Origin of the sequence: Streptomyces sp. NPDC058796, from assembly GCF_042745235.1 — a bacterium.
Classification (GTDB): domain Bacteria; phylum Actinomycetota; class Actinomycetes; order Streptomycetales; family Streptomycetaceae; genus Streptomyces.
In genome coordinates, this window is the sequence record NZ_JBHYOP010000003.1 from 654570 (window position 1) to 681029 (window position 26460).

25 protein-coding genes are annotated in these 26460 nt (G+C 73.0%); 14 read left to right on the forward strand and 11 right to left on the reverse strand.

Going from position 1 to position 26460, the window contains the following annotated elements; all coding sequences use genetic code 11:
- Positions 1–76: 76 nt before the first annotated feature.
- On the forward strand, positions 77–1678 hold the full coding sequence (locus ACFW47_RS11720; protein ID WP_386305642.1) for an MDR family MFS transporter: 1602 nt from the start codon (positions 77–79) through the stop codon (positions 1676–1678).
- A 69-nt stretch (positions 1679–1747) separates the two neighbouring features.
- Here ACFW47_RS11720 and ACFW47_RS11725 read toward each other — a convergent pair whose 3' ends face one another.
- On the reverse strand, positions 1748–2101 hold the full coding sequence (locus ACFW47_RS11725; RefSeq protein WP_386288475.1) for an ATP-binding protein: 354 nt from the start codon (positions 2099–2101) through the stop codon (positions 1748–1750).
- A gap of 158 nt (positions 2102–2259) precedes the next feature.
- Between ACFW47_RS11725 and ACFW47_RS11730 the strand changes: the two genes are divergently transcribed.
- From ACFW47_RS11730 to ACFW47_RS11745, 4 genes are all read left to right on the forward strand, one after another.
- Complete coding sequence (locus ACFW47_RS11730; protein ID WP_386305643.1) at positions 2260–3108, forward strand: helix-turn-helix transcriptional regulator; 849 nt, start codon at positions 2260–2262, stop codon at positions 3106–3108.
- A complete protein-coding gene (locus ACFW47_RS11735) occupies positions 3086–3265 on the forward strand; it encodes a DUF397 domain-containing protein (protein WP_381915002.1) in 180 nt (59 codons plus the stop codon). Before ACFW47_RS11730 ends, ACFW47_RS11735 begins: the two co-directional genes overlap by 23 nt.
- Positions 3266–3631: 366 nt before the next feature.
- Positions 3632–4042, forward strand: a complete 411-nt coding sequence (locus ACFW47_RS11740) for a helix-turn-helix transcriptional regulator (RefSeq protein WP_386288424.1) — start codon at positions 3632–3634, stop codon at positions 4040–4042.
- A 64-nt stretch (positions 4043–4106) separates the two neighbouring features.
- Positions 4107–4553 (forward strand): VOC family protein, encoded by a 447-nt coding sequence (locus ACFW47_RS11745; protein ID WP_386288426.1) that lies wholly within the window; start codon positions 4107–4109, stop codon positions 4551–4553.
- Between the two features lie 3 nt (positions 4554–4556).
- Here ACFW47_RS11745 and cseC read toward each other — a convergent pair whose 3' ends face one another.
- The 5 genes from cseC to ACFW47_RS11770 all read right to left on the reverse strand — a co-directional run bounded on the left by cseC (position 4557) and on the right by ACFW47_RS11770 (position 9181).
- Complete coding sequence (cseC, locus tag ACFW47_RS11750) at positions 4557–5909, reverse strand: two-component system sensor histidine kinase CseC (protein WP_386288428.1); 1353 nt, start codon at positions 5907–5909, stop codon at positions 4557–4559.
- Between the two features lie 24 nt (positions 5910–5933).
- The gene (gene cseB / locus ACFW47_RS11755; protein ID WP_386288430.1) at positions 5934–6638 is read right to left on the reverse strand and encodes a two-component system response regulator CseB; all 705 of its coding nucleotides are present in this window, start codon (positions 6636–6638) and stop codon (positions 5934–5936) included.
- 142 nt (positions 6639–6780) lie between these two features.
- Positions 6781–7440, reverse strand: coding sequence for a hypothetical protein (locus ACFW47_RS11760; protein ID WP_386288432.1), 660 nt, complete (start codon positions 7438–7440; stop codon positions 6781–6783).
- Positions 7428–7961 carry a SigE family RNA polymerase sigma factor gene (locus tag ACFW47_RS11765; protein WP_043371941.1) on the reverse strand — a complete coding sequence of 178 codons (534 nt, stop codon included), beginning with the start codon at positions 7959–7961 and terminating at the stop codon, positions 7428–7430. The genes ACFW47_RS11760 and ACFW47_RS11765 overlap by 13 nt, the downstream gene beginning before the upstream one ends.
- A gap of 272 nt (positions 7962–8233) precedes the next feature.
- Positions 8234–9181 carry an A/G-specific adenine glycosylase gene (locus ACFW47_RS11770; protein WP_386288434.1) on the reverse strand — a complete coding sequence of 316 codons (948 nt, stop codon included), beginning with the start codon at positions 9179–9181 and terminating at the stop codon, positions 8234–8236.
- Positions 9182–9300: 119 nt separating this feature from the next.
- On the opposite strand from ACFW47_RS11770, the gene ACFW47_RS11775 reads away from it, so the two are divergent.
- Both ACFW47_RS11775 and ACFW47_RS11780 read left to right on the forward strand, forming a co-directional pair.
- Positions 9301–11085 carry a sensor histidine kinase gene (locus ACFW47_RS11775; protein WP_386305645.1) on the forward strand — a complete coding sequence of 595 codons (1785 nt, stop codon included), beginning with the start codon at positions 9301–9303 and terminating at the stop codon, positions 11083–11085.
- Positions 11082–11747, forward strand: coding sequence for a response regulator (locus tag ACFW47_RS11780; RefSeq protein WP_386288438.1), 666 nt, complete (start codon positions 11082–11084; stop codon positions 11745–11747). The genes ACFW47_RS11775 and ACFW47_RS11780 overlap by 4 nt, the downstream gene beginning before the upstream one ends.
- A 6-nt stretch (positions 11748–11753) precedes the next feature.
- Here the strand turns inward: ACFW47_RS11780 and ACFW47_RS11785 are convergent, their stop codons facing one another.
- Positions 11754–12392: a phosphatase PAP2 family protein gene (locus ACFW47_RS11785; protein WP_386305647.1), complete on the reverse strand. Its 639-nt coding sequence runs from the start codon at positions 12390–12392 to the stop codon at positions 11754–11756.
- A gap of 175 nt (positions 12393–12567) precedes the next feature.
- On the opposite strand from ACFW47_RS11785, the gene ACFW47_RS11790 reads away from it, so the two are divergent.
- Positions 12568–13407: a hypothetical protein gene (locus ACFW47_RS11790; RefSeq protein ID WP_386305648.1), complete on the forward strand. Its 840-nt coding sequence runs from the start codon at positions 12568–12570 to the stop codon at positions 13405–13407.
- 21 nt (positions 13408–13428) lie between these two features.
- On the opposite strand, the gene disA is transcribed toward ACFW47_RS11790, so the two are convergent.
- Positions 13429–14553: a DNA integrity scanning diadenylate cyclase DisA gene (disA, locus tag ACFW47_RS11795; protein WP_029394644.1), complete on the reverse strand. Its 1125-nt coding sequence runs from the start codon at positions 14551–14553 to the stop codon at positions 13429–13431.
- 81 nt (positions 14554–14634) lie between these two features.
- On the reverse strand, positions 14635–16044 hold the full coding sequence (radA, locus tag ACFW47_RS11800; RefSeq protein WP_386288445.1) for a DNA repair protein RadA: 1410 nt from the start codon (positions 16042–16044) through the stop codon (positions 14635–14637).
- Between the two features lie 301 nt (positions 16045–16345).
- Between radA and ACFW47_RS11805 the strand changes: the two genes are divergently transcribed.
- On the forward strand, positions 16346–18127 hold the full coding sequence (locus ACFW47_RS11805) for a hypothetical protein (RefSeq protein WP_386305649.1): 1782 nt from the start codon (positions 16346–16348) through the stop codon (positions 18125–18127).
- A 67-nt stretch (positions 18128–18194) separates the two neighbouring features.
- Here the strand turns inward: ACFW47_RS11805 and ACFW47_RS11810 are convergent, their stop codons facing one another.
- Positions 18195–19025 (reverse strand): hypothetical protein, encoded by an 831-nt coding sequence (locus ACFW47_RS11810; RefSeq protein WP_386305651.1) that lies wholly within the window; start codon positions 19023–19025, stop codon positions 18195–18197.
- 71 nt (positions 19026–19096) lie between these two features.
- On the opposite strand from ACFW47_RS11810, the gene ACFW47_RS11815 reads away from it, so the two are divergent.
- The 4 genes from ACFW47_RS11815 to ilvD all read left to right on the forward strand — a co-directional run bounded on the left by ACFW47_RS11815 (position 19097) and on the right by ilvD (position 23607).
- Positions 19097–20029: a Ppx/GppA family phosphatase gene (locus ACFW47_RS11815; protein WP_386288450.1), complete on the forward strand. Its 933-nt coding sequence runs from the start codon at positions 19097–19099 to the stop codon at positions 20027–20029.
- A 153-nt stretch (positions 20030–20182) separates the two neighbouring features.
- On the forward strand, positions 20183–21013 hold the full coding sequence (locus ACFW47_RS11820; protein ID WP_386288452.1) for a sugar phosphate isomerase/epimerase family protein: 831 nt from the start codon (positions 20183–20185) through the stop codon (positions 21011–21013).
- Positions 21010–21621, forward strand: coding sequence for a TetR family transcriptional regulator (locus tag ACFW47_RS11825; protein WP_386288454.1), 612 nt, complete (start codon positions 21010–21012; stop codon positions 21619–21621). The genes ACFW47_RS11820 and ACFW47_RS11825 overlap by 4 nt, the downstream gene beginning before the upstream one ends.
- Positions 21622–21753: 132 nt before the next feature.
- Positions 21754–23607 (forward strand): dihydroxy-acid dehydratase, encoded by a 1854-nt coding sequence (gene ilvD, locus ACFW47_RS11830; protein WP_386288455.1) that lies wholly within the window; start codon positions 21754–21756, stop codon positions 23605–23607.
- A gap of 40 nt (positions 23608–23647) precedes the next feature.
- Here the strand turns inward: ilvD and ACFW47_RS11835 are convergent, their stop codons facing one another.
- The gene (locus tag ACFW47_RS11835; protein ID WP_386305652.1) at positions 23648–25831 is read right to left on the reverse strand and encodes a serine/threonine-protein kinase; all 2184 of its coding nucleotides are present in this window, start codon (positions 25829–25831) and stop codon (positions 23648–23650) included.
- Between the two features lie 181 nt (positions 25832–26012).
- Here ACFW47_RS11835 and ACFW47_RS11840 point away from each other — a divergent pair, with 181 nt between their 5' ends.
- Positions 26013–26339, forward strand: coding sequence for an SH3 domain-containing protein (locus tag ACFW47_RS11840; RefSeq protein WP_386288459.1), 327 nt, complete (start codon positions 26013–26015; stop codon positions 26337–26339).
- Positions 26340–26460 lie beyond the last annotated feature (121 nt).

Here is a 26460-nt window from a genome sequence, read left to right on the forward strand (position 1 = left end):
CTTCCCGAGTGTAGTCAACTTGCCGGTCGGCAAGTAAGTGAGCCAATGACAGCGGTGGCTGGGGGAGTGAAGGCTGATGGCGGACGCACCGGCGGCAGGGGCCGTCGAGACGGGCGGCGGCAAGCAGCCGCGAAGCGTGCGGGTGGTCCTGCTCGCGCTCATGATCGCGATGATGCTCGCGATGCTGGACAACATGATCATCGGTACGGCGATGCCGACGATCGTGGGCGAACTCGGCGGCCTGGAGCACCTCTCCTGGGTCGTCACCGCCTACACGCTCGCGACCGCGGCCTCCACCCCGCTGTGGGGCAAGCTCGGCGACCTGTACGGGCGCAAGGGCGTCTTCCTGACGTCCATCGTCATCTTCCTGATCGGCTCCGCGCTCAGCGGCATGGCGCAGGACATGGGGCAGCTCATCGGCTTCCGCGCCGTCCAGGGCCTCGGCGCCGGCGGTCTGATGGTCGGCGTCATGGCCATCATCGGCGACCTCATACCGCCCCGGGAGCGCGGCAAGTACCAGGGCATGATGGCCGGCGTCATGGCGCTGGCCATGATCGGCGGGCCGCTGGTCGGCGGCACCATCACCGACCACTGGGGCTGGCGCTGGTCCTTCTACATCAACATTCCGCTCGGCGCGGTAGCGCTGGTCGCCGTCAGCGCGGTGCTGCACCTGCCGAAGAAGCGCGGCCAGGCCCGGATCGACTATCTCGGCGCCGCGCTGCTGACCGTCGGCATCACCGCGATCGTGCTGGTCACCACCTGGGGCGGCACCGAGTACGCCTGGACCTCCGCGCGGATCATGGAGCTGATCGGCATCGGCGTCGCCGCGCTGGCCGGCTTCGTGTTCTGGCAGACCAAGGCCGCCGAGCCGCTCGTGCCGCTGCACATCTTCCGCAGCCGCAACTTCACGCTGATGTCGGTCATCGGCTTCATCACCGGCTTCGTGATGTTCGGCGCCACCCTCTTCCTCCCGCTGTACCAGCAGGCGGTGCAGGGCGCCTCGGCCACCAACTCCGGACTGCTGCTCCTGCCGATGCTGGGCGCGATGCTCGTCATGTCGATGGTCGCGGGGCGGGTGACGACCAACACCGGCCGGTACAAGATCTTCCCCATCGCGGGCGGCGTGCTGATGACCGTCGGGCTCTGCCTGCTCTCCCTCATGGACACCGACACCAGCCGCTTCACCTCCGGGGTGTACATGGCCGTGGTCGGTCTCGGCATGGGCTGTCTGATGCAGATCACCATGCTGGTGGCGCAGAACAGCGTGGAGATGAAGGACATGGGCGTCGCGTCCTCGTCCACCACCCTCTTCCGCACGCTCGGCTCCTCCTTCGGCGTCGCGATCATGGGCGCGCTCTTCAACCACCGGGTGCAGGACGTCATGGCCGAGCGGGCCGGGGCGCTGGGGTCGAAGGTGACGGAGCAGTCGGCGCAGCTGGACGCGGCGAGCCTGGCCAAGCTGCCCGAGGCGGCGCGCGACGCCTATCAGCACGCGGTGTCCGCCGGAAGCCACGGCGCCTTCCTGCTGGGTGCCGCGGTGGCGGTCCTCGCGCTGGTCGCGGCGGTCTTCGTGAAGGAGGTCCCGCTGAAGGGCGCGGGCCCGAAGGCGGCGGACGGCCCGGCCGACGGGGACGACGACACGGCGGCGGCGAAGGCACCGGTGACCGAGGCGGTGTGAGCGCCCGCGCCGCCTGCGCCGAGGCCCCCGGGTGGTTCCGGCCGCCCGGGGGCCTTCGTCGTACGCCGGTCAGTCACGGCCGCACTCGAACCACACCGTCTTGCCCCGCCCGTCGGCGTACGGCGTGACGCCCCACCGGTCGGTCACCGCCCCGACGATCACCAGCCCCCGCCCGCCCTCGCCCAGCACGTCGGCGGCCGCCGCCACCGGCAGCTCCGGGCAGCCGTCGGCGACCTCCACGCGCACTTTGCCGGGGTACAGCAGGAAGCACACCCGGCAGCGGCGGCCGGGCACGTGCCGTACGACGTTGGCGACCAGCTCCGTGAGCGCCAGCTCGGCGGCGTCGGCCACGTCCCGCAGGCCCGAGCGGACGAGATACAGCCGCAGCACGCGGCGCAGATGGCGGGCCGAGTGCGCGCCCATGGCGAACTCGGCGTGGTACTGGCTCTCAACGTCCGCCGCCTGCGGACCGGTTGCGTGATTCACGCCACAAGACTGCAACGCACTGCGTACGCTCGACTACGCACAGGAACGAACGCCGTGAGGTGTTGCCGTCCGGAGTCCCGGAGTGAGGTGCCGCAGTGGCCAACATCCAGTCCCTCGACCCGACCGCTTCCCCCCTCGACTACTACGGCTATGAACTGCGCCGCCAGCGCGAGGCCCACGGCCTCAAGCAGGGCCAGCTCGGCGAGATCATCTTCTGCACCGGATCGCTGATCGGCCAGATCGAGACCACGAAGAAGGTCCCGACGCGGGACTTCTCCGAACGGGTGGACGCCGCGCTGGGCACGGACGGGCTGTTCTCGCGGCTGATCGGCCTGGTGCTGCGCAGCCAACTGCCCACGTGGTTCCAGCCGTACGCGGAGATGGAGGCGAAGGCGGCGTACATCTCCACGTATCAGGCGCAGTTGGTCTACGGGCTGTTGCAGACGGAGGAGTACGCGCGGGCGGTGCTCGCCACCGGCATGCCGGACGACCTGGAAGGCCTGTTGGCGGCGCGGATGGAACGCCAGCGCATCCTGGAGCGTAAGCAGCCCCCGCTGACCTGGGTGGTGCTGGACGAGGCGGTACTGCATCGGCCGATCGGCGGCCGGGAGGTCATGCGGCGGCAACTGGAACGGCTGTCGGAGTTCGCCGGTCACCGGTGGATGCATGTGCAGGTGCTGCCGAACGAGGCGGGGGCCCACGCCAGCCTCGCCGGTTCGTTCAACTTCCTCCGCTTCGACGACAACCCGGACATCGTCTACACGGAGGACATCATCTCCGGTCACATGACGGCCAATCCGGAGACCATCAGGGAAGCCGCTCTCCGTTACGCTCGCTTGCAGGCTGCCGCCCTCTCCGTGGAGGATTCGGCCGAACTGATCACGCGGGTGATGGAGGAACGCTATGGACACGGCTCCCAGCTTGAGGAACACCCAGTGGCGTAAGTCCAGTTACAGCGGCAACACCGGCGGCGACTGCGTCGAGGTGGCCGACAACTGCCCCACCGGCGCCGTCCCCGTGCGCGACAGCAAGAACACGTCCGGTCCGGTCGTCACCGTCGGGGCCCGGGCCTGGCAGGCGTTCGTCGACGGGCTGCGTTAGTCGCCGCGCGCCGCCTGCCGGGCGAGGAACTCCTCGAACGCCGCCTTCTGCTTCGGGTCCATGAAGCCCTGGCGGACGTTGCGGGCCTGCTCCTCCAGCCAGCCCAGTGCTCCCACAGCGCCAGCGTCGCCGCGGGCACCAGCACCCCGTGCAGCCCGGCCGGCCCCTGTCCCACACGAACGTGACCGTGACGGGCTCGCCGACCGCCTCGGCCAGGCCGAGCACCCGCTCCACCTCGTCGTCGACCGGGTGGCTCACCTCTGCGTCGATCCGTATCCCCATGGCGCCCAAGGCTAGGGGCGACCTCCGACACCGCCGCCCGCGCACCCGACGGCCGGTGTCAGTGGCCCGTGCCACCATCGGCGTATGGACAAATTGCGGCAGCTGCGGCTGGCCAAGGACGCCATGGACCGGGACTGGGCCGACCCGGCCCTCGACCTGGAGGCGGTCGCCGCACACGCCGGGTACTCCCGGTACCACTTCCTGCGCGCCTTCAAGGAGACGTACGGCGAGACACCCGGCCAGTACCTCACCCGCCGCCGCATCGAGCGCGCCGAGGACATGCTGCGCACCGCCAACCTGTCCGTGACCGAGATCTGCCACCTGGTCGGCTTCAGCGGCCTCGGCACCTTCTCCGCCCGGTTCAAGGCGTGGACCGGCCTGACCCCGAGCGAGTACCGGGCGAAGCACGTGGGCCGGGGCACCGCCCTCATACCGGGCTGTTACGTCATGCACTGGGCGGGCGGAGTGCGGCGCAATTCCGGAGAAGCGGACTGAGACCACCGCTGCCTACGGTGACAGAGCAAGCGGAAAGGCCACCGGACAGCAGCAGGAGCACGCCATGATCAAGGGTCTCGCCATCTCGACCGTCTGGGTCCTCGACCAGGACCGGGCCAAGGAGTTCTACACCGAGAAGCTGGGCCTGGAGGTCCGCACCGACATGACCATGGGCGAGGGCGGCATGCGCTGGCTCACCGTCGGCTCGCCGAACCAGCCCGACGTCGAACTGACGCTGATGCTCCCGTCCGGCCCCGCGATGGACCCCGAGTCCGCCGGAATGATCAGGAAGCTGGTGTCCAAGGGCGCGCTCGGCGCCGGCGTGCTGACCACCGACGACATCCACGGCGACTGCAAGAAGCTCAAGGACCGCGGGGTCGAGTTCCTCCAGGAGCCGCAGGAGCGCCCGTACGGCACGGAGGCCCTCTTCCGCGACGACTCCGGCAACTGGTTCTCCTTCACCCAGCCCCGCGAGGGCGGCCTCGACACGGACCGGGACTGGGCCTGCTGATCCCTAGGCCCCGCCCACCCGGTCCGGCAGCATCGGATGGCTCCCCGTGTTCGTCGGCGCGTGCTCCGGCAGCCAGAGCACGGCGACCGCGCCCTCGGACGGTACGTGCTCGGGCGACCCGGCGGGCCGTACGTTGCGGAAGGTGAGGCGGGCGCCCAGGACCCGGGCCTGACCGGCCGCGATGGTCAGGCCCAGCCCGTGCCCACGCCCGGCCCGGTCCGCCGCGCCGGTGCGGAAGCGGCTCGGCCCCTCGGCGAGCAGGTCCTCGGGGAAGCCCGGCCCGTGGTCGCGGACCCGGATCACCCGCCCCTCGACGCTGACCTCGACGGGCGGACGGCCGTGCCGGGCGGCGTTGGCGAGCAGGTTGAACAGCACGCGCTCCAGGCGCCGCGGGTCGGTGGTGACCTCCGACTCGTGCACCACGTGGACGGCGACGTCCGGGTCCTTGGCCGCCACCCGCCGGGTCACGAAGGCGCCCAGCATGATGTCCTGCAGCTCGGCCCGCTCCGAGGCCCCGTCGAGCCGGGCCACCTCCAGGACGTCCTCCACCAGCGTGCGCATCGCCTTCGCCCGGTCCAGCACCAGCTCGGTCGGCCGCCCCGGCGGCAGCAGCTCGGCCGCCGTCAGCAGCCCGGTCACCGGAGTGCGCAGCTCGTGCGCGATGTCCGCGGTGACCCGGCGCTCGGCGTCCAGCCGCTTCTGCAGGGCGTCCGCCATCGCGTCCACCGCGCTCGCGAGGTCGTCCGTCTCGTCTCGGACGACGCCGCCGATGGCGTCCCGCACGCGCACGTCCGGCTCGCCCTTGGCGACCTCGTTCGCGGCGGCGGCGGCCTTGCGCAGCCGGCGCGAGAGCTGGCCGCCGATCAGTACGCCGAGGGCGCTGCCGCCGAGGACGACCGCGATGGAGCCGATGACCAGGGCCTGGTCCAGGTCCTTGAGGATGTCGGCGCTGCGGTCGGTGAAGCCGGAGTGGAGGGACATCACGTGCCCGTCCTTGAGCGGCACGGCGGCCCAGATGTCCGTCACCCCGTCCCGCTCCGAGACGTACGTCGCCCGCCGCCCGGCCTCGACCTTGCGGCGCAGCTCCGGGGGCAGGTCGGGGTCGTCGATCTTGGCGTTGGGGAAGTTCTGCCGCCCGGACAGCTCGTAGTTGCGCTGGGCGATCAGAACCCGGTCGTCCGCGAGGTCACGGGCGTTGTCCAGCATCGAGACCCGCGCCGCGTTGTGCACGACCAGGCTCAGCGCGACCGCGACCAGCGCGCCGACCAGCGCGATGGCCGCGCTGAGCTTCCAGCGCAGCCCACTGCGGATGCCGAGCGTGCGGACGCCGAGCCCGCGTCGGAAGAACCCCCGCATGTCCCTGTGTCCCGCCGTCCCCGCTCAGGCCTTCAACTTGTAGCCGAAGCCGCGGACCGTCTCGATCCGGTCCTGGCCGATCTTGGTGCGCAGCCGCTGCACGTGGACGTCGACGACGCGGGTGTCCCCGCCCCAGCCGTAGTCCCACACGCGCTCCAGCAGCTTGTCCCGGGAGAGCACCGTGCCCGGCGCCGAGGAGAACTCCAGCAGCAGCCGCATCTCGGTAGGGGTGAGCGCCACCGGCCGCCCGGCCCGCCGCACCTCCATGCCCTCGGTGTCCACCTCCAGCTCGCCGAAGGTGAGCACACCCCCGGTGTCCGGGGCGCTCCCCGCGTCCGTCCGGTCGCCGCCGCCCGCGTGCCCGAAGCGGCGCAGCACCGCACGGATCCGGGCGACCAGCACGGCCCCGTCGAACGGCTTGGTCACGTAGTCGTCGGCGCCCGCCTCCAGGCCGAGCACCACGTCGATGGAGTCCGCCCGCGCCGACAACATGATCACCGGCACGGTCGACTCGTCCCGGATGCGGCGGCACAGACTGACGCCGTCGAGGCCGGGGAGCATGACGTCGAGGAGCGCGATGTCGGGGCGGTCGGCCCGGAACGCCTCCAGTCCCGACAGCCCGTCGGGCATCGCGGTGACCGCGAAGCCGTCCCGCTCCAGGGCGAGCTGCGTGGCCTCGCGGATGACGTCGTCGTCCTCCACGAACAGGACGTGGGTCTGGTCTGCCATCCCGGTGCTCTCAGTCCTCGTGTGCGGTCACTCGGTAGACGCGGCGGGCGCGCGCCGCGTTCATTCCCCCGCCGGTGTTTCATGTCTTCATCGGTCCGGGCCGCCCGATCGGTTCACCCAACGTGCGCGCCGACGGGCCGGGTCAGCTGTCCGGAGCCGGAGAGGGCACGCCTCCGACCGCGTTGCTGTAGTCGTTGTGGGTGCGGTACTCCTCGGTGAACCGGCCCGAGGCCCAGCCGTACGTGATCACGATCTGGCTGGACGGGCTCGACACCGTGTCGCCCCTCTCGTACACCTGCTTGGACACCACCAGGTCGCCGCGGTCGATCTCCGCGTAGACCGGGGGCTCCTCGGCCTGGAACACATTCTGGTACGCGCCGTCCTCCTCGCGGTACACGTAACTGCCCACACCCACGCCGTCGGCGCACGTCAGCACGTTGACGACGACGTCCTCGGCCGATCCGCCGGTCAGCTTCCCGTACGACACGTCGACGGGGTACTGGTCGCCGGCGCACGGCTTCAGCTCGCGCTTGACCTCGGCGGAGACCTTCGGGTCGGTCTTCACGAGCCGCACCGCGTCCACGCGCTTGGGAACCCGGGAGGGGGAGGCCACGGGGGAGGGGGAGGCGGCGCCCTCCACCGCCTCCGCGTGGGCGGGCCCCTCGTCACGGGCGCCGGTGCCGCCGGCCCCGCAGCCGGACAGGGAAACGCCGAGGGCGACGAACGCGGCCACCGCCGCACTCGCCGCCTGCGTGCCGTTCCTCGCCCCGCCGGGTGATCGACCGTTGGTCAGGCCGCGCAACGCTCCCGCTCCTCACGCTCCAGCGCCCGCGCGTCCAGATCGCGGGCGACCAGCTCCTCGCGGAGCCGGGCGAGCGCCCGGTGCAGCGTGCTCTTGACCGTTCCCGCCGACATGCCGAGGGCGGCGGCGGTCTCCTCCGTTGACATCTGCTCCCAGTGTCGCAGCACCACGACACTGCGCTGCTTCGGGGCGAGCACCTTCATGACGTCCATCAGCAGGGCGCGGTCCGCGTGCTGCTCGGTGGAGTCGTCCACGCAGGACTCCGGGAGCTGCTCGGTCGGCACCTCCTCCAGCTTCCGCGCCCGCCACCACTCGGTCCGCGTGTTGATCATCACCCGGCGCAGGTAGGCGTCCGCGAGCCGCTTGTCCTCGATGGTCGACCAGCGGCGGTACGTCCGCGCCAGCGCGGTCTGCAGCAGGTCCTGGGCGTCGACGGGGTCCGGGACCAGGCGCCGGGCACTGCGCAGCAGCGCGTCCTGCCGGGTGCGGACGTACTCCTCGAACTCGAGCACCTCGCCCATGTCAACCGCCTTCCGATCCCCGTATCCCGACGGTGGTCACCGCCGGCCCACTGCCTGTGGTCCGTAGTCCTCTGTGCCTGTGGGGCACGGAAACGAAGTTAGGGAAGCGTTGTCACGGCGTTGTGCGAAGGACCCTGCGGCAATCCCTCGGCTGCCCGTCGGTTGTGTAACGGAAGGAGGAACCGGACAAAAGGATGCGTCATTCGAGAGGGACAAGAGTGACGAGGGTGACGAAAGGGATTTACCCGGCCGTGGCGGTGTTACGGGCGGCGTCAGCTCAGCGGCAGCCGGTACAGACCGTCCGCCAGCGGTTCCACCAGGCCGTCGGCGACCAGGCCGTCCAGGGCGCGGGCGCGCTGCACCGGCTCGTGCCACACCTGGTCGAGCGCCGCCTGCGGCACCGGTCCCGGCGCCTCGCGCAGCACCGCGAGCAGCCGACCGCGCACCTGCCGGTCGGTGCCCGCGTACGTCTGCCCGCGCCGCGGCGGTCCGTCGTGCGCGGGCTTGCCGGCCAGCCGCCAGGCGCACCGGCCGGAGATCGGGCAGCGGTGGCAGGACTCGTTCTTCGCCGTGCACACCAGGGCGCCCAGCTCCATCGAGGCGGCGGCCCAGCGGGCGGCGTCGCCCTCGTCGTCCGGCAGCAGTGTGCGCGCCAGCTTCCGTTCGGCGGCGGTGGTGGCGTTGGGCGGGTACTGCACCCCGGTGACCGCGCGGGCGAGGACGCGGCGGACGTTGGTGTCCAGCACGGCGTGCCGCTGGCCGTAGGCGAACGAGGCGACCGCGGCGGCCGTGTACTCACCGATGCCGGGCAGCGCCAGCAGCTGCGCGTGGTCCGACGGCACGTCGCCGCCGTGCCGTTCCGCTATGGCCGCGGCGGCGCCGTGCAGGCGCAGGGCGCGACGCGGATAGCCGAGCCGGCCCCAGGCCCGGACCGCCTCGCCGGGAGCCTCCGCGGCGAGGTCGGCGGGGCGCGGCCAGCGGGCCAGCCACTGTTCGTAGACGGGCAGGACGCGGTTCACCGGCGTCTGCTGGAGCATGAACTCACTGACCATCACACCCCAGGCACCGGCCTCGGGGCGCCGCCACGGCAGATCGCGGGCGTGTTCGGCGAACCAGTCGACGACGGGGGCGTGCAGCGGCCCGCCGGACGCGGCGGCGGGGGCCGGGGTCGCGGCGGGGTCGGAGGGGCCGTTGTGCGAGGGCTTCGTGGGCGCAGTCATGACCCTCCGATCCTGCCACGGAAGGACCCCCGTACGGGCGCACCGCCACCCGGTGGCGGCGACGACACCTGACGATCGGCAGGGGCGCCGCCCCGTCCGCCGCTTGTAGCGTCGGGCCCATGGAAGGAACCCGTCCGGCCGACGACACGGCGCCCACCACGGAAGCGCCCCCCGCCGCGGGGGCTGCCTCCGGTCCCGGCCCGGGTTCGGGTGCGGGGGGTGTCTCGTCGGTTCCGGCTACGGGACCCGCCACGGCTGCGGGGGCTGCCCCCGGTCCCGGCCCCGCCGCCGGGGTCGGCGGCGCCGCTCTCGGTCTCGCTCACCTCGGCAGGGGCGTCCTCCTCTGGGCCGTCCTGGCGCTGCCCGCCGTCACCGCCGACCGGCTCGGGATGAACGAGCCGCGGCCCCTGTGGCAGCGGCTGGGCGGGCTGGGGGTGCTCGCCGTGGCCGCCGCGCTGTCCCGCCGGCGGCCGCTCCTCTCCTTCACCCTCACGGCGGCCCTGGGGCTGACCGCCGCCCCGGCCCTGTTCACCGTCTCCTACGGCCCCGCCCTGGGCGTCTTCGCCCTCCTGCTGGGCCTGCGAGCACCGTGCGCCCGCCCCGCCGTGGCCGCCTTCGTGGCCGTCGGCCTCGTCGGCACGGTGCGGATCGCGCTCGTCGGAGCCGACCCGCCGCCCGAGTGGCTGGTCCTGACGGGCACGCTGCTCTTCGGCTGCGTCTTCCCCTGGCTCTGCGGGCGCTACTGGCGCCAGAGCCGGGCGCTGGCCGAGGCCGGCTGGCTCAGGGCGGCCCGGCTGGAGGACGAGCAGCGGCACGCCGAGGAGCGGGCCAGGCTGCGCGAGCGGGCCCGGATCGCCCAGGACATGCACGACTCCCTCGGCCACGAACTGAGCCTGCTCGCCCTGCGCGCCGCCGCCCTCCAGGTCTCGCCCGGCCTCACCGCCGACCACCGGGCCGCCGCGGCCGACCTGCGCGCCGCCGCCGCGGACGCCACCGACCACCTGCACCGCATCATCGGCGTACTGCGCGAGGACGACGAGCCGGCCCCGCTCGCCCCCGCCGGGGAGAGCATCGAGGAACTCGTCGCCAGAGCCGCCGAGTCGGGCCTCCCGGTCCGCTGGGAGCGGCCTCGGGACACCGCCGCGCCCCCGGCACCGGAACCCGGCGGCGTCGCCGGACGCCTCCTGCACCGCGTCGTGCGCGAGGCACTCACCAACGCGGCCCGCCACGCCCCGGGCGCCCCGGTCGTCGTGGCGGTCGGGAGCCACGCCCGCGGCACGACCGTCACCGTCACCAACGGACCGGCCACCGAGGAGGCGGCGCCGACCCGCGGCGGGTCGGGCCTGCTCGGGCTGCGCGCCGCCGTCACGTCGGTCGGCGGCGACTTCCGGGCCGGCCCGCACGGAGAGGGGTTCCGCGTCCGGGCGTACGTCCCGGCACAGCAGCCCACCACCCCCGCGGTGCCGCCCCCCGCCCCGGCCACCCCCTTCACCCGCGCCCGCCGCCGCGTCGCCCTGGGCCTGGGCGCCGCCGCCGGTGCGGGCGTCGTCCTGGTCGGCGCGGCGTTCGGCTGGTACGCGTACACGGAGACGCACTCGGTGCTCACCCCGGCCGCGTACGCGCAACTGCGCCCGGGAACGCCGTACGAGGAGGCCGCCCCCGTGCTGCCGGACCGCGAGGCGCACGACCCGCCCACCGACCGCGCCCCCGCACCGCCCCCGGGTGCCCACTGCCGCTACTACCGGGCGAGCGGCGAACTGCTCGTCTCCATCGACCACTTCCGGCTCTGCTTCGACGCGCCGGGGCGGCAGGGGAGACTGATCGCCAAGGACGTGGTCCCCGGCGTCGGCCGACCGGACCAGGACCGTGACGAGAACGCGGAGAACGGAGGACCCGTACGGTGATCCGGGTACTGCTGGCCGACGACGAGGCGATGGTGCGGGCCGGTGTGCGCGCCATCCTGGCGAGCGGTGGCGAGAGCGAGGTCGTCGCCGAGGCGGGCGACGGCCGCGAGGCGATCGGTCTCGCCCGCGCCCACCGCCCCGACGTGGCCCTGCTCGACATCCGGATGCCCCGCCTGGACGGTCTCGCGGCGGCCGAGGAGATCGTCCGGACCGTTCCCGGCACGGCCGTCGCGATGCTGACCACCTTCTCCGAACAGGCCTACGTGGCCCGGGCCCTGGCCGCCGGAGCCACCGGCTTCCTGCTCAAGTCCGGCGACCCCTACGAACTGATGGCCGGCGTACGGGCCGTGGCGGAGGGCGCGGCCTTCCTGTCCCCGAAGGTCGCCCGGTACGTCGTCGAGGACCTCGGCCGGGACGGCGGCCGCCTCGCCCGCGAGGAACGGGCACGCGCGAGCGTCGCCCGCCTCAGCCCGCGCGAGCGCGAGGTCCTCGGCCTCGTCGGCGCCGGCCTGTCCAACCCGGAGATCGCCGCCCGGCTGCACCTCGTCGAGGGCACGGTGAAGGCGTACGTGAGCGCGGTGCTGGAACGGCTGGAGGTGCGCAACCGGGTCCGGGCGGCGATCGTCGCGTACGAGGCGGGACTGGTCGAGCCGGAGGTCTGAGCCGCCTCAACGTCGCCGGTGCGAGGCGGCGTACGCGGTGTGCGGCCCCGCCCCGGTCAGCCACCGCACCGCCGGCGCCGACGACGCCCGCATCGCTCCGGCCAGCCGCGTCGCCGGGCGCGTGCCGAGACGTACGGCCACGGCGGCGAGCAGGGCGCCGAACAGCAGCCCGGCGACGACGTCGTGCGGGTAGTGCACCCCGACGAAGACCCGGGAGAAGGCCATCAGCAGGGCCAGCGGCACCGTCAGCCACACCGCCGCCCTTCGGACCAGGACCAGTGTCACCGCCGAAGCGCCCGCTATCGTCGCGTGGTTGCTCGGGAAGGACCAGTCGCCGGTCGGCGGGCACTCGGCCAGGGACGGCACCGCCCCGGCGACAGCGCGGCACGGACGCTCCTGCGCGAAACCGGACTTGACCAGCTCGCTGCAGACGTACGCCACGACCGTGGCCACGGGTGCAAGGACCGCGATCGCGAACGCACGGGTGCTGTCGCTCCTCGACCGCCACCAGGCGACGACGAACAGCGCCCCGAACAACAGGATTCCCGCCTCCGTCCACACTTCCGCCGTGTGCTGTACCCACGTTGGGGTGTCGTGGGCGAAGCCGGTGATGTCGCGGTAGAGCTCGTCGTCCTCGAAGTTCATGTTCACGGACGGTAGGCAACGGCCCGGACTCGTCACACCCTGCGATCGACAGCTGCCGCCCCTGACGATCGGCAGGGGGCCGGGGCCCGTCTCCGGAATGATGATCGGTAAAAGATGCGGTCCCGAACGGCGGGTGGGACAAGGGAACGCGCCGATCTCTCGTACAGTTTGCGCCGTGGGATCTCTGCGCAATCCGGTCGGGCCGCTTCCCTCCTCCATCTACTGGCGACGGAGGGCCGTACTGCTGTCCCTGCTCGCCCTGTTGGCGCTGCTGATCACGGTGATCGTGGTCTCCGGCGGCGGTGGCGGCGGCAAGGACCGCGAGAACGGCGCCGACGGCAAGAACCCGGCACCCTCGATCACTCCTGGACCGTCGAGTTCCGGCCCGGCGATCAGCGAAGCGCCGGGCGGACGCGACGAGTCGGGCGGAGAGGGCTCCGGAGGATCGGGCTCGGGCAGCGGGGGAGCGGACGGCAGCGGCAGCGGCAGTGGCTCCGGCTCCGGCGACGCGGGCGGCGGCAGCACCGGAAGCGGCGCGGGCACCGGCGGCTCCGCGGGCGGCGCGGTGACCGGAGTCGGCGCGGGCGACGCGCTGCCGGGTGGTTCGGGCCTGCCCAACTGCACCCCGGGCGCCGTGAAGTTGAGCCTGCGCAGTGTCCGCAACAGCTACACGCCGGGCCAGACCCCCACCTTCGAACTGACCGCGCGCAACACCTCCGGTGCCGACTGCCAGGTCGATCTCGGCCCGGAGCACGCGGTGTTGACGATCACGCCGGCCGAGGGCGACGACGCGTACTGGTCCTCCGACGACTGCGTGGAGGGCAAGGGCAGCCTGCGGTACCGGGTGGCCGCGGGCAGCGGCATCACCTACACCGTGGAGTGGGACCGCAAGCCCAGCGCCCCCGAGTGCGGGACCCCTCCGGCGGGATCGGCGAAGGCCGGCACGTACCTGGTGGAGGCGAAGGCCGAGGGCTTCGAGAAGGTGCGGGCGTCCTTCGTCCTGAAGAACGACTGAGCCCGGCCCGCGACGGGACGGCTAGACGTACCGCTCCAGGATCGACGACTCCGCCAGCCGCGACAGCCCTTCCCGCACGCTGCGCGCACGCGCCTCACCGACGCCGTCCACCGTCTGCAGGTCGTCCACGCTCGCGGCGAGCAGCTTCTGCAGACCGCCGAAGTGCTCCACCAGCCGGTCGATGATCGCGCCCGGCAGCCGCGGCACCTTCGCCAGCAGCCGGAACCCGCGCGGCGACACGGCGGAGTCCAGCGTCTCGGGCGAGCCCGTGTACCCCAACGCCCGCGCCACCGTCGACAGTTCGAGCAGCTCCGCATGGCTGAGCTTGTCCAGCTCGGCGAGCGCCTCGTCGACCGTGCGGGACCGCTTCGCGGTCGGCTCGGGCACGTAGTCCCGCACGACCAGCTCCCGCTCCGGCTCGACACCGGCGATCAGCTCGTCCAGCTGAAGCGCCAGCAGGCGCCCGTCCGTCCCCAGCTCGACCACGTACTCGGCGATCTCGGTCGCGATCCGGCGCACCATCTCCAGCCGCTGCGCGACCGCCGAGACGTCCCGGACGGTCACCAGGTCCTCGATCTCCAGCGCCGACAGCGTGCCCGCGACCTCGTCCAGCCGCAGCTTGTACCGCTCCAGGGTCGCCAGCGCCTGATTGGCCCGCGACAGGATGGCGGCGGAATCCTCGAGCACCCGCCGCTGCCCGTCCACGTACAGCGCGATCAGCCGCATCGACTGCGAAACCGACACGACGGGGAACCCGACCTGCTTGCTCACCCGGTCCGCCGTACGGTGCCGCGTACCGGTCTCCTCCGTGGGAATGGTCGGATCCGGAAGCAGCTGCACCCCCGCCCGCAGGATCTTCGACAGGTCCGACGACAGCACGATGCCGCCGTCGAGCTTGCACAGCTCCCTCAGCCGCGTCGCGGTGAACTCCACATCCAGGACGAAACCGCCGGTGCACATGGACTCGACGGTCTTGTCCGAGCCCAGCACGATCAGACCGCCGGTGTTGCCGCGCAGGACCCGCTCCAGGCCGTCCCGCAGCAGCGTGCCGGGCGCCACCGCGCTCAGCGAGGCGCGCATCAGGCCATCGGCACCGGCACTCCCACCGGACTTTCCGGGAGCTGCTGCCCGGTCGTTGGCTGCCACTGCACTCCTCCGGTCGCAGGTTCTTCTGGCGCTCCCGTGTCGCACACTCGGTCGTACGGACGGACGAGACCAGGGCAAAGTCTACCGGCGGTCCTCCGCCTCGCGTGGGGCCTCTCGCCGACGCGAGCGCGGAAGCACCCGCAGAGCGTCACCCATGTCCGCGACTTCCAGGACCTTCATGCCGTCGGGGACCCGCCCGGGGTCGCTCGGTACCAGGGCGTGCGTGAATCCCAGGCGGTGCGCCTCGGAGAGCCTGCGCTGCACGCCCGTGACCCGTCTCACCTCACCGGCGAGACCGACCTCGCCGATCGCCACGAGGTTCTTCGGCAGCGGGGTGTCGCTCGCGGCACTCGCCAGCGCCAGCGCGATCGCCAGGTCCGCGGCCGGCTCGGACAGCTTCACGCCCCCGACCGTCGCCGAGTAGATGTCCCTCTTGCCCAGGGCACTGATCCGCCCGCGCTGCTCCAGCACGGCCAGCATCATCGACACCCGGGAGGTCTCCAGCCCGGACGTCGTACGCCGCGGGGACGGAATCTGCGAGTCGACGGTCAGTGCCTGCACCTCGGCCACCAGTGGCCGGCGCCCCTCCAGGGTGACGGTCAGACAGGTGCCGGGCACCGGCTCGGCACGCCGCGTGAGGAACAGCCCGCTGGGGTCGGCCAGCCCCGTGATCCCCTCGTCGTGCAGCTCGAAGCAGCCGACCTCGTCCGTCGTGCCGTACCGGTTCTTGACCCCCCGCACCAGCCTCAGCCGCGCGTGCCGGTCGCCCTCGAAGTGCAGCACCACGTCCACCAGGTGCTCCAGCAGCCGGGGCCCGGCGATGGCCCCGTCCTTGGTGACGTGCCCCACCAGCAGCGTGGACATCCCGCGTTCCTTCGACGCGCGGATCAGCGCCCCCGCGACCTCCCGCACCTGCGCCATGCCCCCCGGCGCCCCGTCGATCTCGCCAGAGGCGACCGTCTGCACGGAGTCAAGGATCAGCAGTGACGGCTTCACGGCGTCCAGATGCCCCAGCACCGCCGCGAGGTCGGTCTCGGCCGCGAGATACAGGTGATCGTCGATCGCCTTGATCCGGTCGGCCCGCAGCCGCACCTGGCTCGCCGACTCCTCACCCGTGACGTACAGCGTCCGGTGCTCGTCACTGGCCGATTTGGCCGCGACGTCCAGCAGCAGCGTGGACTTCCCCACGCCGGGCTCACCCGCGACCAGCACCACGGCACCGGGCACCAGCCCGCCGCCGAGCACCCGGTCCAGCTCGGGCACGCCGGTGGGCCGGGCGGTGGCCTGCCGCCCGTCGACCTGCCCGATGGGCAGCGCGGACGTGGTCACACGCCCCGGTGTGGTCGTCCGCACGGCGGGCGCGCCGTACTCCTCGACCGTGCCCCATGCCTGGCATTCGGGACAGCGGCCGAGCCACTTGGCCGTCTGCCAGCCGCACTCGGTGCAGCGGTAGGACGGCCGTTCCTTGCTGGTCTTCGCACGGGCAGCCATGCACGAACCGTAACCGCCCCCACTGACAACGCCCCTCGCGGTCCGCCCGGCGCACCGGCGTGGGGATGGGTGCGCGACCGGCGCTGCGGGGTGCCGCTGCCCACCCGCCCCACCGCCGCAGGCACCCGCAGGCACCCGCAGGCACCCCGCCCCACCACCCCGAACGGATCACCCCCCACCCCGCCCCATCCACGGAACAACGGCTTCCTGTCCCCTTATGAGGGATCGTTTCACCCGTACGGGTTAAAAGTGCCCAACGCGCCAGTTCGCGCCACCCATAGCCCCCTACGGTCGCCGAGTGATGAGCAGCAGTACGGAGACCACGACCCGCACGACCGGCGCACACCGGGCGCACCGGGAAGCGCGTGACCGCACCGCGGCGCGGACGCTGGCGGAGCGACCGCCCGCGCGCTACGACGCCTACCTGGACGGCCTGTTCACGTACTGCCTGTCCGTCCTCTGCGACCACGACGCCGCGACCGCCGCCCTGGGCGACGCCCTCGCACTCGCCGAGCGCCGCACCCACCGAGGCCAGCGTGGCCCCGGCTCCGCCGCCGACCGCAGGGCATGGCTGTACGCCCTGGCCCGCTGGGCATGCCTGCGCAAGCTCGCCGAGGCCAAGGCCAAGCAGAAACGTCCGAGCAGCCACGCGGCCGGCCGCCCCGACGCCCGCGACCAAGGCACCGCACCACCCCCGCCCGACACCACCCACAACGACGAGGAACACCAGCGCCACCGCCGCGAACTCGCCCTCCTCGCCTGGCCGGAGGCCGCCGGCACCACCCCGGAGCAGCGCGAGGCCCTCGAACTCGCCGTGCGCCACCACCTCGCCGCCCACGAGGTCGCCGCCGTCCTCGGCATGGACCTGGCCGCCACCCGCGAACTGCTCGCCTCCGCCGCCTGCGAGGTGGAACGCACCCGCGCCGCCCTCGCCGTGGTCGAGACCGGCACCTGCCCGGGCGTCGCCCGCCTCACCGGCGACAACCAGTACGTACTGAGCACAGCCCTCCGCCGCGAACTGGTCCGGCACGTCGACGACTGCCCCCGCTGCCGCCGCACCGCCGAACGCGCGATCCCCGGCCGCTGGCCCGGCACCAGCGTGACCCCCGCGGAGCTGCCCGTCCTGGAGGCCCCCCGCGCGGCACTGCACATGGCCATGGCCCACGTACCGCGCGCGCGGAGCGCGGCCCCCCGCTTCGACCGGCGCGGTTTCCCGATGGACCCCAAGGACCGCGCGGCCCGCCGCGACCGCCTGCGGGCGCGCGCCGTCACCACGACCGTCGTCGCCACCGTGGTGGCGGCCCCCGTGCTCGCGCTGTGGGCCGCCTACCGCGGCACCCCGGTCGTCGAGGGCGAGGAAGGCCGCTCGTCCAGCGCCACCGAGGCGCAGGACCCCAGCGGTCTGGACGGCGAGTCCGCGGGCGGCGGCTACGGCTTCGAGAACACCGGCAACACCCACACCACCCCCGGCCCCCGGTTCGGCAAGAACGGCAAGGCCGACGTCTCCGTCGAGGTCGTCAGCGTCTCCGGCGCCGGCGAGAAGGGCGCCGGTCACCTGGAGGTGGCGGCCGGCCACGACGGCGACACCACCCTGGTCACCCTCACCGCGACCGGAGACGGACCGGTGAGCTGGTCCGCGACCACCGGGGCGTCGTGGCTCTACCTCAGTCAGTCCTCGGGCACCCTGCACCCCGGCGAGTCACTGACGATCAAGGTGTACGTGGACCACCTGCGCGAACCGTCCGGCCACTGGCGCGCCCGCGTGGCCGTCTCGCCCGCCGGCGCGGTCGTCTCCATCCAGGGCTACGGCACCGCCCCCAGCCCGTCCCACCCGGGCCCGCGCCCCAGCACGCCCGACGACTCCCCGCCCCCCTCGGGCCCCGGGCCCGATCCGGCCCCGGACCCGTCCACCTCGCAGCCCCCCGACCCGACGCCCACGGACGACCCGTCCACCTCGCCGACCCCGGACCCGACGACCCCGACCGACGACCCGTCACCCACCGACGGCACGGGCGGCACCGGCGACCCGGACGGCTCCTCACCACCCCCGAGCGACACCGGCGACCCGAGTCCGGCCGCCTGACCGCCTGCCCATCCAGGAGCAGTCCGACGAGCCCCGCCCGATCTGGCCGGTCCGCCCCCGCCCGACTTCAGCGGCGGTCCGCTCCCGGATCCGCCGGATGAGGCGCCAGCAGCGGCAGCTGCGACGCCAGCCGCTCCTCGCACAGCTCGACCAGCCGGTCGTACCCCGCCTTGCCCATCAGCTCGATCAACTCCGGCCGGTAGGAGACGTACACAGGTTCCCCCGCGCCGTGCGCCGAGGTCGCCGAGGTGCACCACCAGTGCAGGTCGTGCCCGCCCGGCCCCCACCCCCGGCGGTCGTACTCACCGATCGACACCTGCAGCACACGCGTGTCGTCGGGCCGGTCGATCCACTCGTACGTCCGCCGCACCGGCAGCTGCCAGCACACGTCCGGCTTGGTCTCCAGCGGCTCCCGGCCCTCCCTGAGCGCCAGGATGTGCAGCGAGCACCCCGCACCGCCCGCGAACCCGGGCCGGTTCTGGAAGATGCACGAGCCCTGGAAGGGCCGGGTCTGCCGGGAGCCCTCCTCGTCCTCGGAGACCCACCCGTCCCGCGTGCCCTCGGCGTGGTGCTGCCAGATGTCCGGCGTGAGCCTCGCCACGTGCTCGGCGACCCGCTTCTCGTCGTCCTCGTCGGAGAAGTGGGCGCCCAGCGAGCAGCACCCGTCGTCCGCGCGGCCCGCCTGGATGCCCTGGCAGCCGCTGCCGAAGATGCAGTTCCAGCGAGAGGTCAGCCATGTCAGATCGCAGCGGAAGACCTGCTCGTCGTCCGCCGGATCCGGAAACTCCACCCACGCGCGTGCGAAGTCGAGCCCCTTCTCTTCGCCCATTTCGCGCTTCTTTTCCTGTTTACTCCGCTTGGCCGACTTGTCGTCCTTCGCCTTCTTCGTCTTTGGCACGGCTCCAGGGTAAGTCGCCCGAGCGCGAACACGGTGCCGCCGCCCGCCCCGCCGGCAGTAGCGTTCCGTACATGAGACTCGGTGTCCTCGACGTGGGTTCGAACACGGTGCATCTGCTGGTGGTGGACGCCCACCCCGGCGCCCGCCCGCTGCCCGCGCACTCCCACAAGGCCGACCTGCGCCTCGCCCAGCTCCTCGACGAGGACGGCGCCATCGGCCCCGACGGCGTCGACCGCCTGATCGCCGTCGTCCACGACGCCCTCCGCGCCGCCGAGGACAAGGGCGTCGAGGACCTGCTGCCGTTCGCCACCTCCGCGGTGCGCGAGGCGACCAACGCCGACGACGTCCTCGCGCGTGTGCGCACCGAGACCGGCGTCGAGCTGGCGGTCCTCAGCGGCGAGGAGGAGGCACGGCTCACCTTCCTCGCCGTCCGCCGCTGGTTCGGCTGGTCCGCGGGCAAGCTGCTGGTCCTCGACATCGGCGGCGGCTCCCTGGAGATCGCCTACGGCATCGACGAGGAGCCCGACACCGCCGTGTCGCTGCCGCTCGGCGCGGGCCGGCTGACCGCCGCCCGCCTGCCCGGCGACCCGCCCCACCCGGACGACGTCAGGGCGCTGCGCCGCCACGTCCGTACGGAGATCGCCCGGACGGTCGGCGAGTTCAGCCGCTTCGGCGCCCCGGACCACGTGGTCGCCACCTCCAAGACCTTCCGGCAGCTGGCCCGCATCGCGGGCGCCGCCCGCTCGGCGGAGGGCCTGTACGTCCAGCGCGAGCTGAAACGCGCCTCCCTGGAGGCGTGGGTGCCCCGCCTGGGTGCCATGACCACCGCCGAGCGCGCCGAGCTGCCCGGCGTGTCCGAGGGCCGGGCGAACCAGTTGCTGGCCGGCGCCCTGGTCGCGGAGGCCGCGATGGACCTCTTCCACGTGGAGAGCCTGGAGATCTGCCCGTGGGCCCTCAGGGAGGGCGTGATCCTGCGGCGCCTGGACCACATGGGCCAGGGATGACGCGCCCCGAGAGGCGCGGGGCCGTATCGACGAGCGGCTCCGCCGCGCGGGCTCGGGCAACCACGGCGAAAACCGCACCCGCCGTGTGCCGAGCACCACAACGGCGAGCAGCCACCCCACGGCTCCCCGCCCCCACCCCGTAACCTGGCCCCCGTGGCAGAACCAAGGGACGTAGTCCGCATCCCGGATGCGAAGGTCGCCCTGTCGACCGCCTCCGTCTACCCGGAGTCGACCGCGACGGCCTTCGAGATCGCCGCGCGCCTCGGCTACGACGGCGTCGAGGTCATGGTCTGGACGGACCCCGTCAGCCAGGACATCGACGCCCTGCGCAGACTCAGCGACTACCACCACATGCCGATCCTGGCCGTGCACGCCCCGTGCCTGCTCATCACGCAGCGCGTCTGGTCCACCGACCCCTGGACCAAGCTCCAGCGCGCCCGGGCCGCCGCCGAGCGGCTCGGCGCGTCCGCCGTCGTCGTCCACCCGCCGTTCCGGTGGCAGCGTCAGTACGCCCGGGACTTCGTCGACGGCATCTGGCGGATGGCGGACGAGACGGACGTGCGGTTCGCCGTCGAGAACATGTACCCCTGGCGCTACCGGGACCGCGAGATGCAGGCGTACGCCCCCGACTGGGACGTGACGAAGGACGACTACCGCCACTTCACGATCGATCTCAGCCACGCCGCCACCTCCCGCACCGACGCCCTCGCCATGGTCGACCGCATGGGCGACCGCCTCGGCCACGTCCACCTCGCCGACGGCAAGGGCTCCGCGAAGGACGAGCACCTGGTGCCCGGCCGCGGCAGCATGCCCTGCGCCGAGGTGCTGGAGAGCCTGGCGCACACCGGCTTCGACGGGCATGTCGTCATCGAGGTCAACACCCGTCGCGCGATGTCCAGCGCCGAACGTGAGGCCGATCTCGCCGAGGCGCTGGCCTTCACCCGCCTGCACCTGGCTTCGGCGGCGAAGGCACAGGGGCGGTGACCGGTACCCCGGAGGGGACCCGCCGCCGCGGCCGTCCCCCGCGCACGGAGTCCGTCGACACGCGCGCCCGCATCCTCGGCGCGGCCCGTGAGGAGTTCTCCGAGCGCGGCTACGAGAAGACCTCCGTACGCGGCATCGGCAAGGCGGCGGGCGTCGACGCGGCACTGGTGCACCACTACTTCGGCACCAAGGAGCAGATCTTCGAGGCGGCCATCGAGGTCGCCTTCGCGCCCGCGTTCGAGGCCCCGGACGCGATCGGCGACGGCCCCCTCGACGACGTCGGCGAGCGGCTCACCAGGTTCATCATCGGTGTGTGGGAGAACCCGGCCACCCGCAAGCCGGTGCTGGCCATCGTCCGCTCCGCCGTGAACAACGAGACCGCCGCCGCCGTCTTCCGCCGCCTGATCGCCGCCCAGGTGATGCGCCGCGTCGCGGCCCGGCTGGAGCGGCCGGACGCGGAGCTGCGCGTCGAACTGGCGGCGGCGCAACTGGTGGGGTGCGCGATGCTCCGCTACGTGATCAAGGTGGAGCCGCTGGCCTCGGCCGACCCGGAGGACCTCGTCGCCCGCCTCGCACCGGTCGTACAGGGCCACCTCACCGGCCCCTGAGGCCACGCCCGGGTGCCTGCCGGGCCGGCGACGGCGAGACGCGCATCCCGCATTCCGGACACCCTGTCCCGACCCCTGGATGACCGGCGTACGCTCGACGGCAGTCATAACTCTCCGAAGGAGCGAGCGACGATGCCCGAACTGAGGTCCCGCACAGTCACCCACGGCCGCAACATGGCGGGCGCCCGCGCCCTTATGCGTGCCTCCGGTGTACCCGGCGCGGACATCGGGCGGAAGCCGATCATCGCCGTCGCCAACAGCTTCACGGAGTTCGTGCCGGGCCACACCCACCTCGCCCCGGTCGGCCGGATCGTCAGCGAGGCGGTCGTCGCGGCCGGCGGTATCCCGCGCGAGTTCAACACGATCGCCGTCGACGACGGCATCGCGATGGGCCACGGCGGCATGCTCTACTCCCTCCCCTCCCGCGACCTGATCGCGGACAGCGTGGAGTACATGGTCGAGGCCCACTGCGCCGACGCCCTGATCTGCATCTCCAACTGCGACAAGATCACCCCGGGCATGCTCAACGCCGCCCTGCGGCTGAACATCCCGACGGTCTTCGTCTCCGGCGGCCCGATGGAGTCCGGCCGCGCCACCCTGGTCGACGGCACGGTCCGCACGCTGGACCTGGTCGACGCGATGTCGGAAGCGGTCAACGACAAGATCTCCGACGCGGACATCCTCCGCATCGAGGAGAACGCCTGTCCGACCTGTGGCTCCTGCTCCGGCATGTTCACCGCCAACTCGATGAACTGCCTCACCGAGGCCATCGGCCTCTCCCTCCCCGGCAACGGCTCGGTCCTGGCCACCCACACCGCCCGCAAGGCGCTCTACGAGAACGCCGCCCGCACGGTCCTGGACCTGACCCGCCGCTACTACGAGCAGGACGACGAGTCGGTCCTGCCCCGCAACATCGCCACCCCCGCGGCCTTCGGGAACGCCATGGCGCTGGACATCGCGATGGGCGGCTCGACCAACACGATCCTGCACCTGCTGGCCGCCGCCCAGGAGGCGGAGGTCCCCTACGGCCTCACCGAGATGGACGCCCTCTCGCGCCGCGTCCCGTGCCTGGCCAAGGTCGCGCCGAACGTCGCCAAGGACCGCACGTACTACATGGAGGACGTGCACCGCGCGGGCGGCATCCCCGCCCTCCTCGGCGAACTGCACCGCGGGGGCCTGCTCAACGAGGACGTGCACTCCGTCCACAGCCCGTCCCTGGCCGACTGGCTGAAGACCTGGGACATCCGCGGCGGCTCGCCCTCCCAGGAGGCCGTCGAGCTGTGGCACGCGGCCCCCGGCTGCGTCCGCTCCGCCGAGGCCTTCTCCCAGTCCGAGCGCTGGGACTCCCTGGACGAGGACGCCGAGGGCGGCTGCATCCGCTCCGTGGAGCACGCCTACTCCAAGGACGGCGGCCTCGCGGTCCTGCGCGGCAACCTCGCCGTGGACGGCTGTGTCGTGAAGACGGCCGGCGTCGACGAGTCGATCTGGACCTTCGAGGGCCCGGCCGTCGTCTGCGAGTCGCAGGAGGAGGCCGTCCAGAAGATCCTCACCCAGCAGGTCAAGGAGGGCGACGTCGTCGTCATCCGCTACGAGGGCCCCAAGGGCGGCCCCGGCATGCAGGAGATGCTCTACCCGACCTCGTACCTGAAGGGCCGCGGCCTCGGAAAGGCCTGTGCCCTGGTCACCGACGGCCGCTTCTCCGGGGGCACCTCGGGCCTGTCCATCGGTCACGCCTCGCCCGAGGCGGCGGCCGGCGGCACCATCGCCCTCGTCGAGGACGGCGACCGCATCCGCATCGACATTCCGAACCGCTCCATCGAGCTGCTGGTCGACGACGCCGAGCTGACCCGCCGCGAGCAGGCCCTGAACGGCCGGTACGCCCCGAAGAACCGCGACCGCAAGGTCTCCGCGGCCCTGAAGGCGTACGCGGCGATGGCGACCAGCGCCGACAAGGGCGCCGTGCGCGACGTGAGCAAGCTGGGCTGACGCCGGGCAAGCCGGCCGGCTGACGCCCCTCGGACCCCGCCTACCAGCCGGCGGGGTCCAGCCCCGCCACCCCGAACACCGTGCCGTCGGGCGCACCGGCGTAGACGTGGCCGCCCGCCGGTACGGGCCGGGGGAGCGCGGCGGGCACGCGGTCCGACTCGGCACCGAGCCGCGGCCGCGTCTGCCCCAGCAGCCGTCCCGCACGGGCGTCGACACCGAGGAGCCGCCCGTCCGGCGCGGTGACGTACACGTGCCGCCCGTCGGACGCGGGCGCCGAGCCCCGGCTCACGCCCGTCTCCAGCCGCCACCGCTGCTTCCCCGCCGACATGTCCACGGCCACGAGCGAACCGCCCGCACCCATCAGGTACACGGTGTCCCCGTGCACCCCGGCCTCGGCCTGCGCGACCGGCACCGGCAGCCGCACCCGCCGGACGTCACCCGTACCGGGCGTGTACCGCACCACGGCCTTCACGTCCCCGTACACGGCACCGCCCGCCACGAGGTACACCGACCCGTCCGCCGCCCCCACGGGCGTCAGTGCCCCGGCCAGCTCCGCGTCCCACCGCACGTCACCGGTGGCCGGGTCCACCGCGGTGACCCGCGTCCGGTTCCCGTCCCCGACCGCACTCACCGCGTACGCCCACGGGTCCTGGGCGAAGGACGAGAAGTACGGTACGGCCTGCCCCGGAATCCGGTGCGACCACTCGACGTCGCCCGAGGCGCTGTCCACACCGGTGACCGTCCCGTCGGAGCGGGTGAGCAGCAGAGTGTCGCCGGCCGCGCGCACTCCGTCGTACTCGGGCACGTCCTCCTGCCACACCTGCCGGCCCGTGGCGGGATCGAGCGCCTCCAGCGTGCCGGTCCGGTCGAGGGACGGCTGTACGAGCCCGCCCGACACGACCGGCGGTTCACTCCGCGTGGTCTCCTCGACCTCGTGCCGCCACAGCGTCCCGCCGTCGGCCGGATCGAGGGCGAAGACCACCCCGGGCCGCGCGCACAGCAGCACCCGCGCCGCGTACGAGCACTGCGGCATCCCGCCGCCCCGGGACGCGGGCGCCGCCTCCCACACGCCGAAACCACCGGGCGCGCTCCGACCGGCGGGCGCCTTGCGCGCCGCGTCCGCACCGCCGAACACCTGGACCGAGGCGAGCCCGCCCAGCACGGCGAGACTCACCACCCCGGCCACCAGTCCCGTCCGCCACCCCAGCCGCCGCACGGACCACCGCGCGGGCGGGTCCGCCCGGCGTCGCCCCGGAGCACTTTCCGCGGGAGCCTCCCCCACGGCGGGGTCCTCCCGTGCGCCCGGTGCCCCGGACGCCTGCGGAGCCACCACCCCCGCTTCCTCCTGTGCCGGCTGCACCCGCTGCGCCGGTATGAACACCTGCGTGTCGTACGCCGCCGCCGCCGACCGCAGTTCCCGCATCAGCTCGTCCGGCGTGGGCCGGTCGCCGGGCTCCTTGGCGAGGCACCGCAGCACCAGCGGCGCGAGCGTCTCCGGCACGCCGGTCAGGTCGGGCTCGTCGTGCACGACCTGGTAAGCGACGACGTAGGGACTGTCGGAGTCGAACGGCCCGCGTCCGGTCGCCGCGTGCACCATGAGCGACCCGAGCGCGAACACGTCCGCGGCGGGCCCGACCTCGCGTGGCCGCCGGAACTGCTCGGGCGCCATGAACGGCGGCGTGCCGATCAGCTTCCCGGTCTCCGTGCGCAGTTCACTGTCCTTGGGCCGGGAGATGCCGAAGTCGATGACCTTCGGCCCGTCCTCGGCGAGCAGCACGTTGCTCGGCTTCAGGTCCCGGTGCACGACCCCGACCCGGTGGATGTCGCGCAGCGCCTCCGCGAGCCCGGCCATCAGCCGACGCAACTGGTCCGGAGCCATGGGCCCGTTCCGCTTCACCTGCTCGGAGAGTGTCGGACCGGGGATGTACAGCGTGGCCATCCAAGGTCGCCCGCCGTCCGGGTCGGCGTCCACGACCGGCGCCGTGAAGGCCCCGCTCACCCGCCGCGCCGCGGCCACCTCCTGCCGGAACCGCCCTCTGAACTCGGGGTCCCTGGCATACGAGGCGTGTACGACCTTCACCGCGACCCGCATCCCCGAGGTGCTCCGGGCCAGGTGCACGACGCCCATCCCACCCGAGCCCAGACAGGACTCCAGACGGTAGTGACCGGCGTACTCCGGAAGTTCCGCTTCCGCGTCCGCTCCGGCGTTCGGCTGCGGCGCCATGGAACCACCCCCGTGCTGTTCGTTCGCGCGCGCGACGCTCGGAGCCTAGTCGATGGTTCCGACGGGGCCGAGGTGGCTTGCTAGCCTCCGCGTGCGAGTCGCGAACTGCTGTTCCACGGCTCGCCTCAGGGGAATCAACGTGACCCCACGGCGCTCGTGGGGTGAACGGGGGAGGTTTTTCATGTCTGTCGACCAGCTCACGGACGCCGCGGGCGAGGACGAGAACGCGATCACGGAGGCCGTCACCACACTGGCCGCTGCCGCCGGCTCCTATCCGGTGGCGCCGGGCTACCGGCTGAACGTCCGCAGCGGCCCCGGCACCGGCTACTCCGTCGTCCGGGTCCTGCCCGAGGGGTCGAGGGTGCAGATCTACTGCCAGACGCCGGGCACCAGGGTCTCGGGCCCGTACGGCACCTCGAACATCTGGGACAACATCGGCAGCGGCCAGTACGTCTCCGACGCGTACGTCCGCACCGGCAGCGACGGTTACGTGGCCCCTCGCTGCTGACCTTGTAACAGGACTGTCCTGAGGACGTCCTAGGAGGTCGCCGAGGGGAACGGCGTGCCGGGCCGAGTGGCTCTTGGTGGTCACAAGCGCCGCTCGCACCGATGGGTACGGGCGGACCGGC

Bases quoted from the DNA above. Each gene is read 5' to 3' on its own strand.
- ACFW47_RS11765 (WP_043371941.1), bottom strand. From the start codon at position 7,961: ATGGGCGAGGTGCTCGAGTTCGAGGAGTACGTCCGCACCCGGCAGGAC.
- ACFW47_RS11775 (WP_386305645.1), top strand. From the start codon at position 9,301: ATGGAAGGAACCCGTCCGGCCGACGACACGGCGCCCACCACGGAAGCG.
- cseC (WP_386288428.1), bottom strand. From the start codon at position 5,909: ATGCGGGGGTTCTTCCGACGCGGGCTCGGCGTCCGCACGCTCGGCATC.
- ACFW47_RS11740 (WP_386288424.1), top strand. From the start codon at position 3,632: ATGGACAAATTGCGGCAGCTGCGGCTGGCCAAGGACGCCATGGACCGG.
- ACFW47_RS11835 (WP_386305652.1), bottom strand. From the start codon at position 25,831: ATGGCGCCGCAGCCGAACGCCGGAGCGGACGCGGAAGCGGAACTTCCG.
- ACFW47_RS11745 (WP_386288426.1), top strand. From the start codon at position 4,107: ATGATCAAGGGTCTCGCCATCTCGACCGTCTGGGTCCTCGACCAGGAC.
- ilvD (WP_386288455.1), top strand. From the start codon at position 21,754: ATGCCCGAACTGAGGTCCCGCACAGTCACCCACGGCCGCAACATGGCG.
- ACFW47_RS11805 (WP_386305649.1), top strand. From the start codon at position 16,346: ATGAGCAGCAGTACGGAGACCACGACCCGCACGACCGGCGCACACCGG.
- ACFW47_RS11840 (WP_386288459.1), top strand. From the start codon at position 26,013: ATGTCTGTCGACCAGCTCACGGACGCCGCGGGCGAGGACGAGAACGCG.
- ACFW47_RS11785 (WP_386305647.1), bottom strand. From the start codon at position 12,392: ATGAACTTCGAGGACGACGAGCTCTACCGCGACATCACCGGCTTCGCC.
- radA (WP_386288445.1), bottom strand. From the start codon at position 16,044: ATGGCTGCCCGTGCGAAGACCAGCAAGGAACGGCCGTCCTACCGCTGC.
- cseB (WP_386288430.1), bottom strand. From the start codon at position 6,638: ATGGCAGACCAGACCCACGTCCTGTTCGTGGAGGACGACGACGTCATC.
- ACFW47_RS11720 (WP_386305642.1), top strand. From the start codon at position 77: ATGGCGGACGCACCGGCGGCAGGGGCCGTCGAGACGGGCGGCGGCAAG.
- ACFW47_RS11725 (WP_386288475.1), bottom strand. From the start codon at position 2,101: ATGGGCGCGCACTCGGCCCGCCATCTGCGCCGCGTGCTGCGGCTGTAT.
- ACFW47_RS11815 (WP_386288450.1), top strand. From the start codon at position 19,097: ATGAGACTCGGTGTCCTCGACGTGGGTTCGAACACGGTGCATCTGCTG.
- ACFW47_RS11770 (WP_386288434.1), bottom strand. From the start codon at position 9,181: ATGACTGCGCCCACGAAGCCCTCGCACAACGGCCCCTCCGACCCCGCC.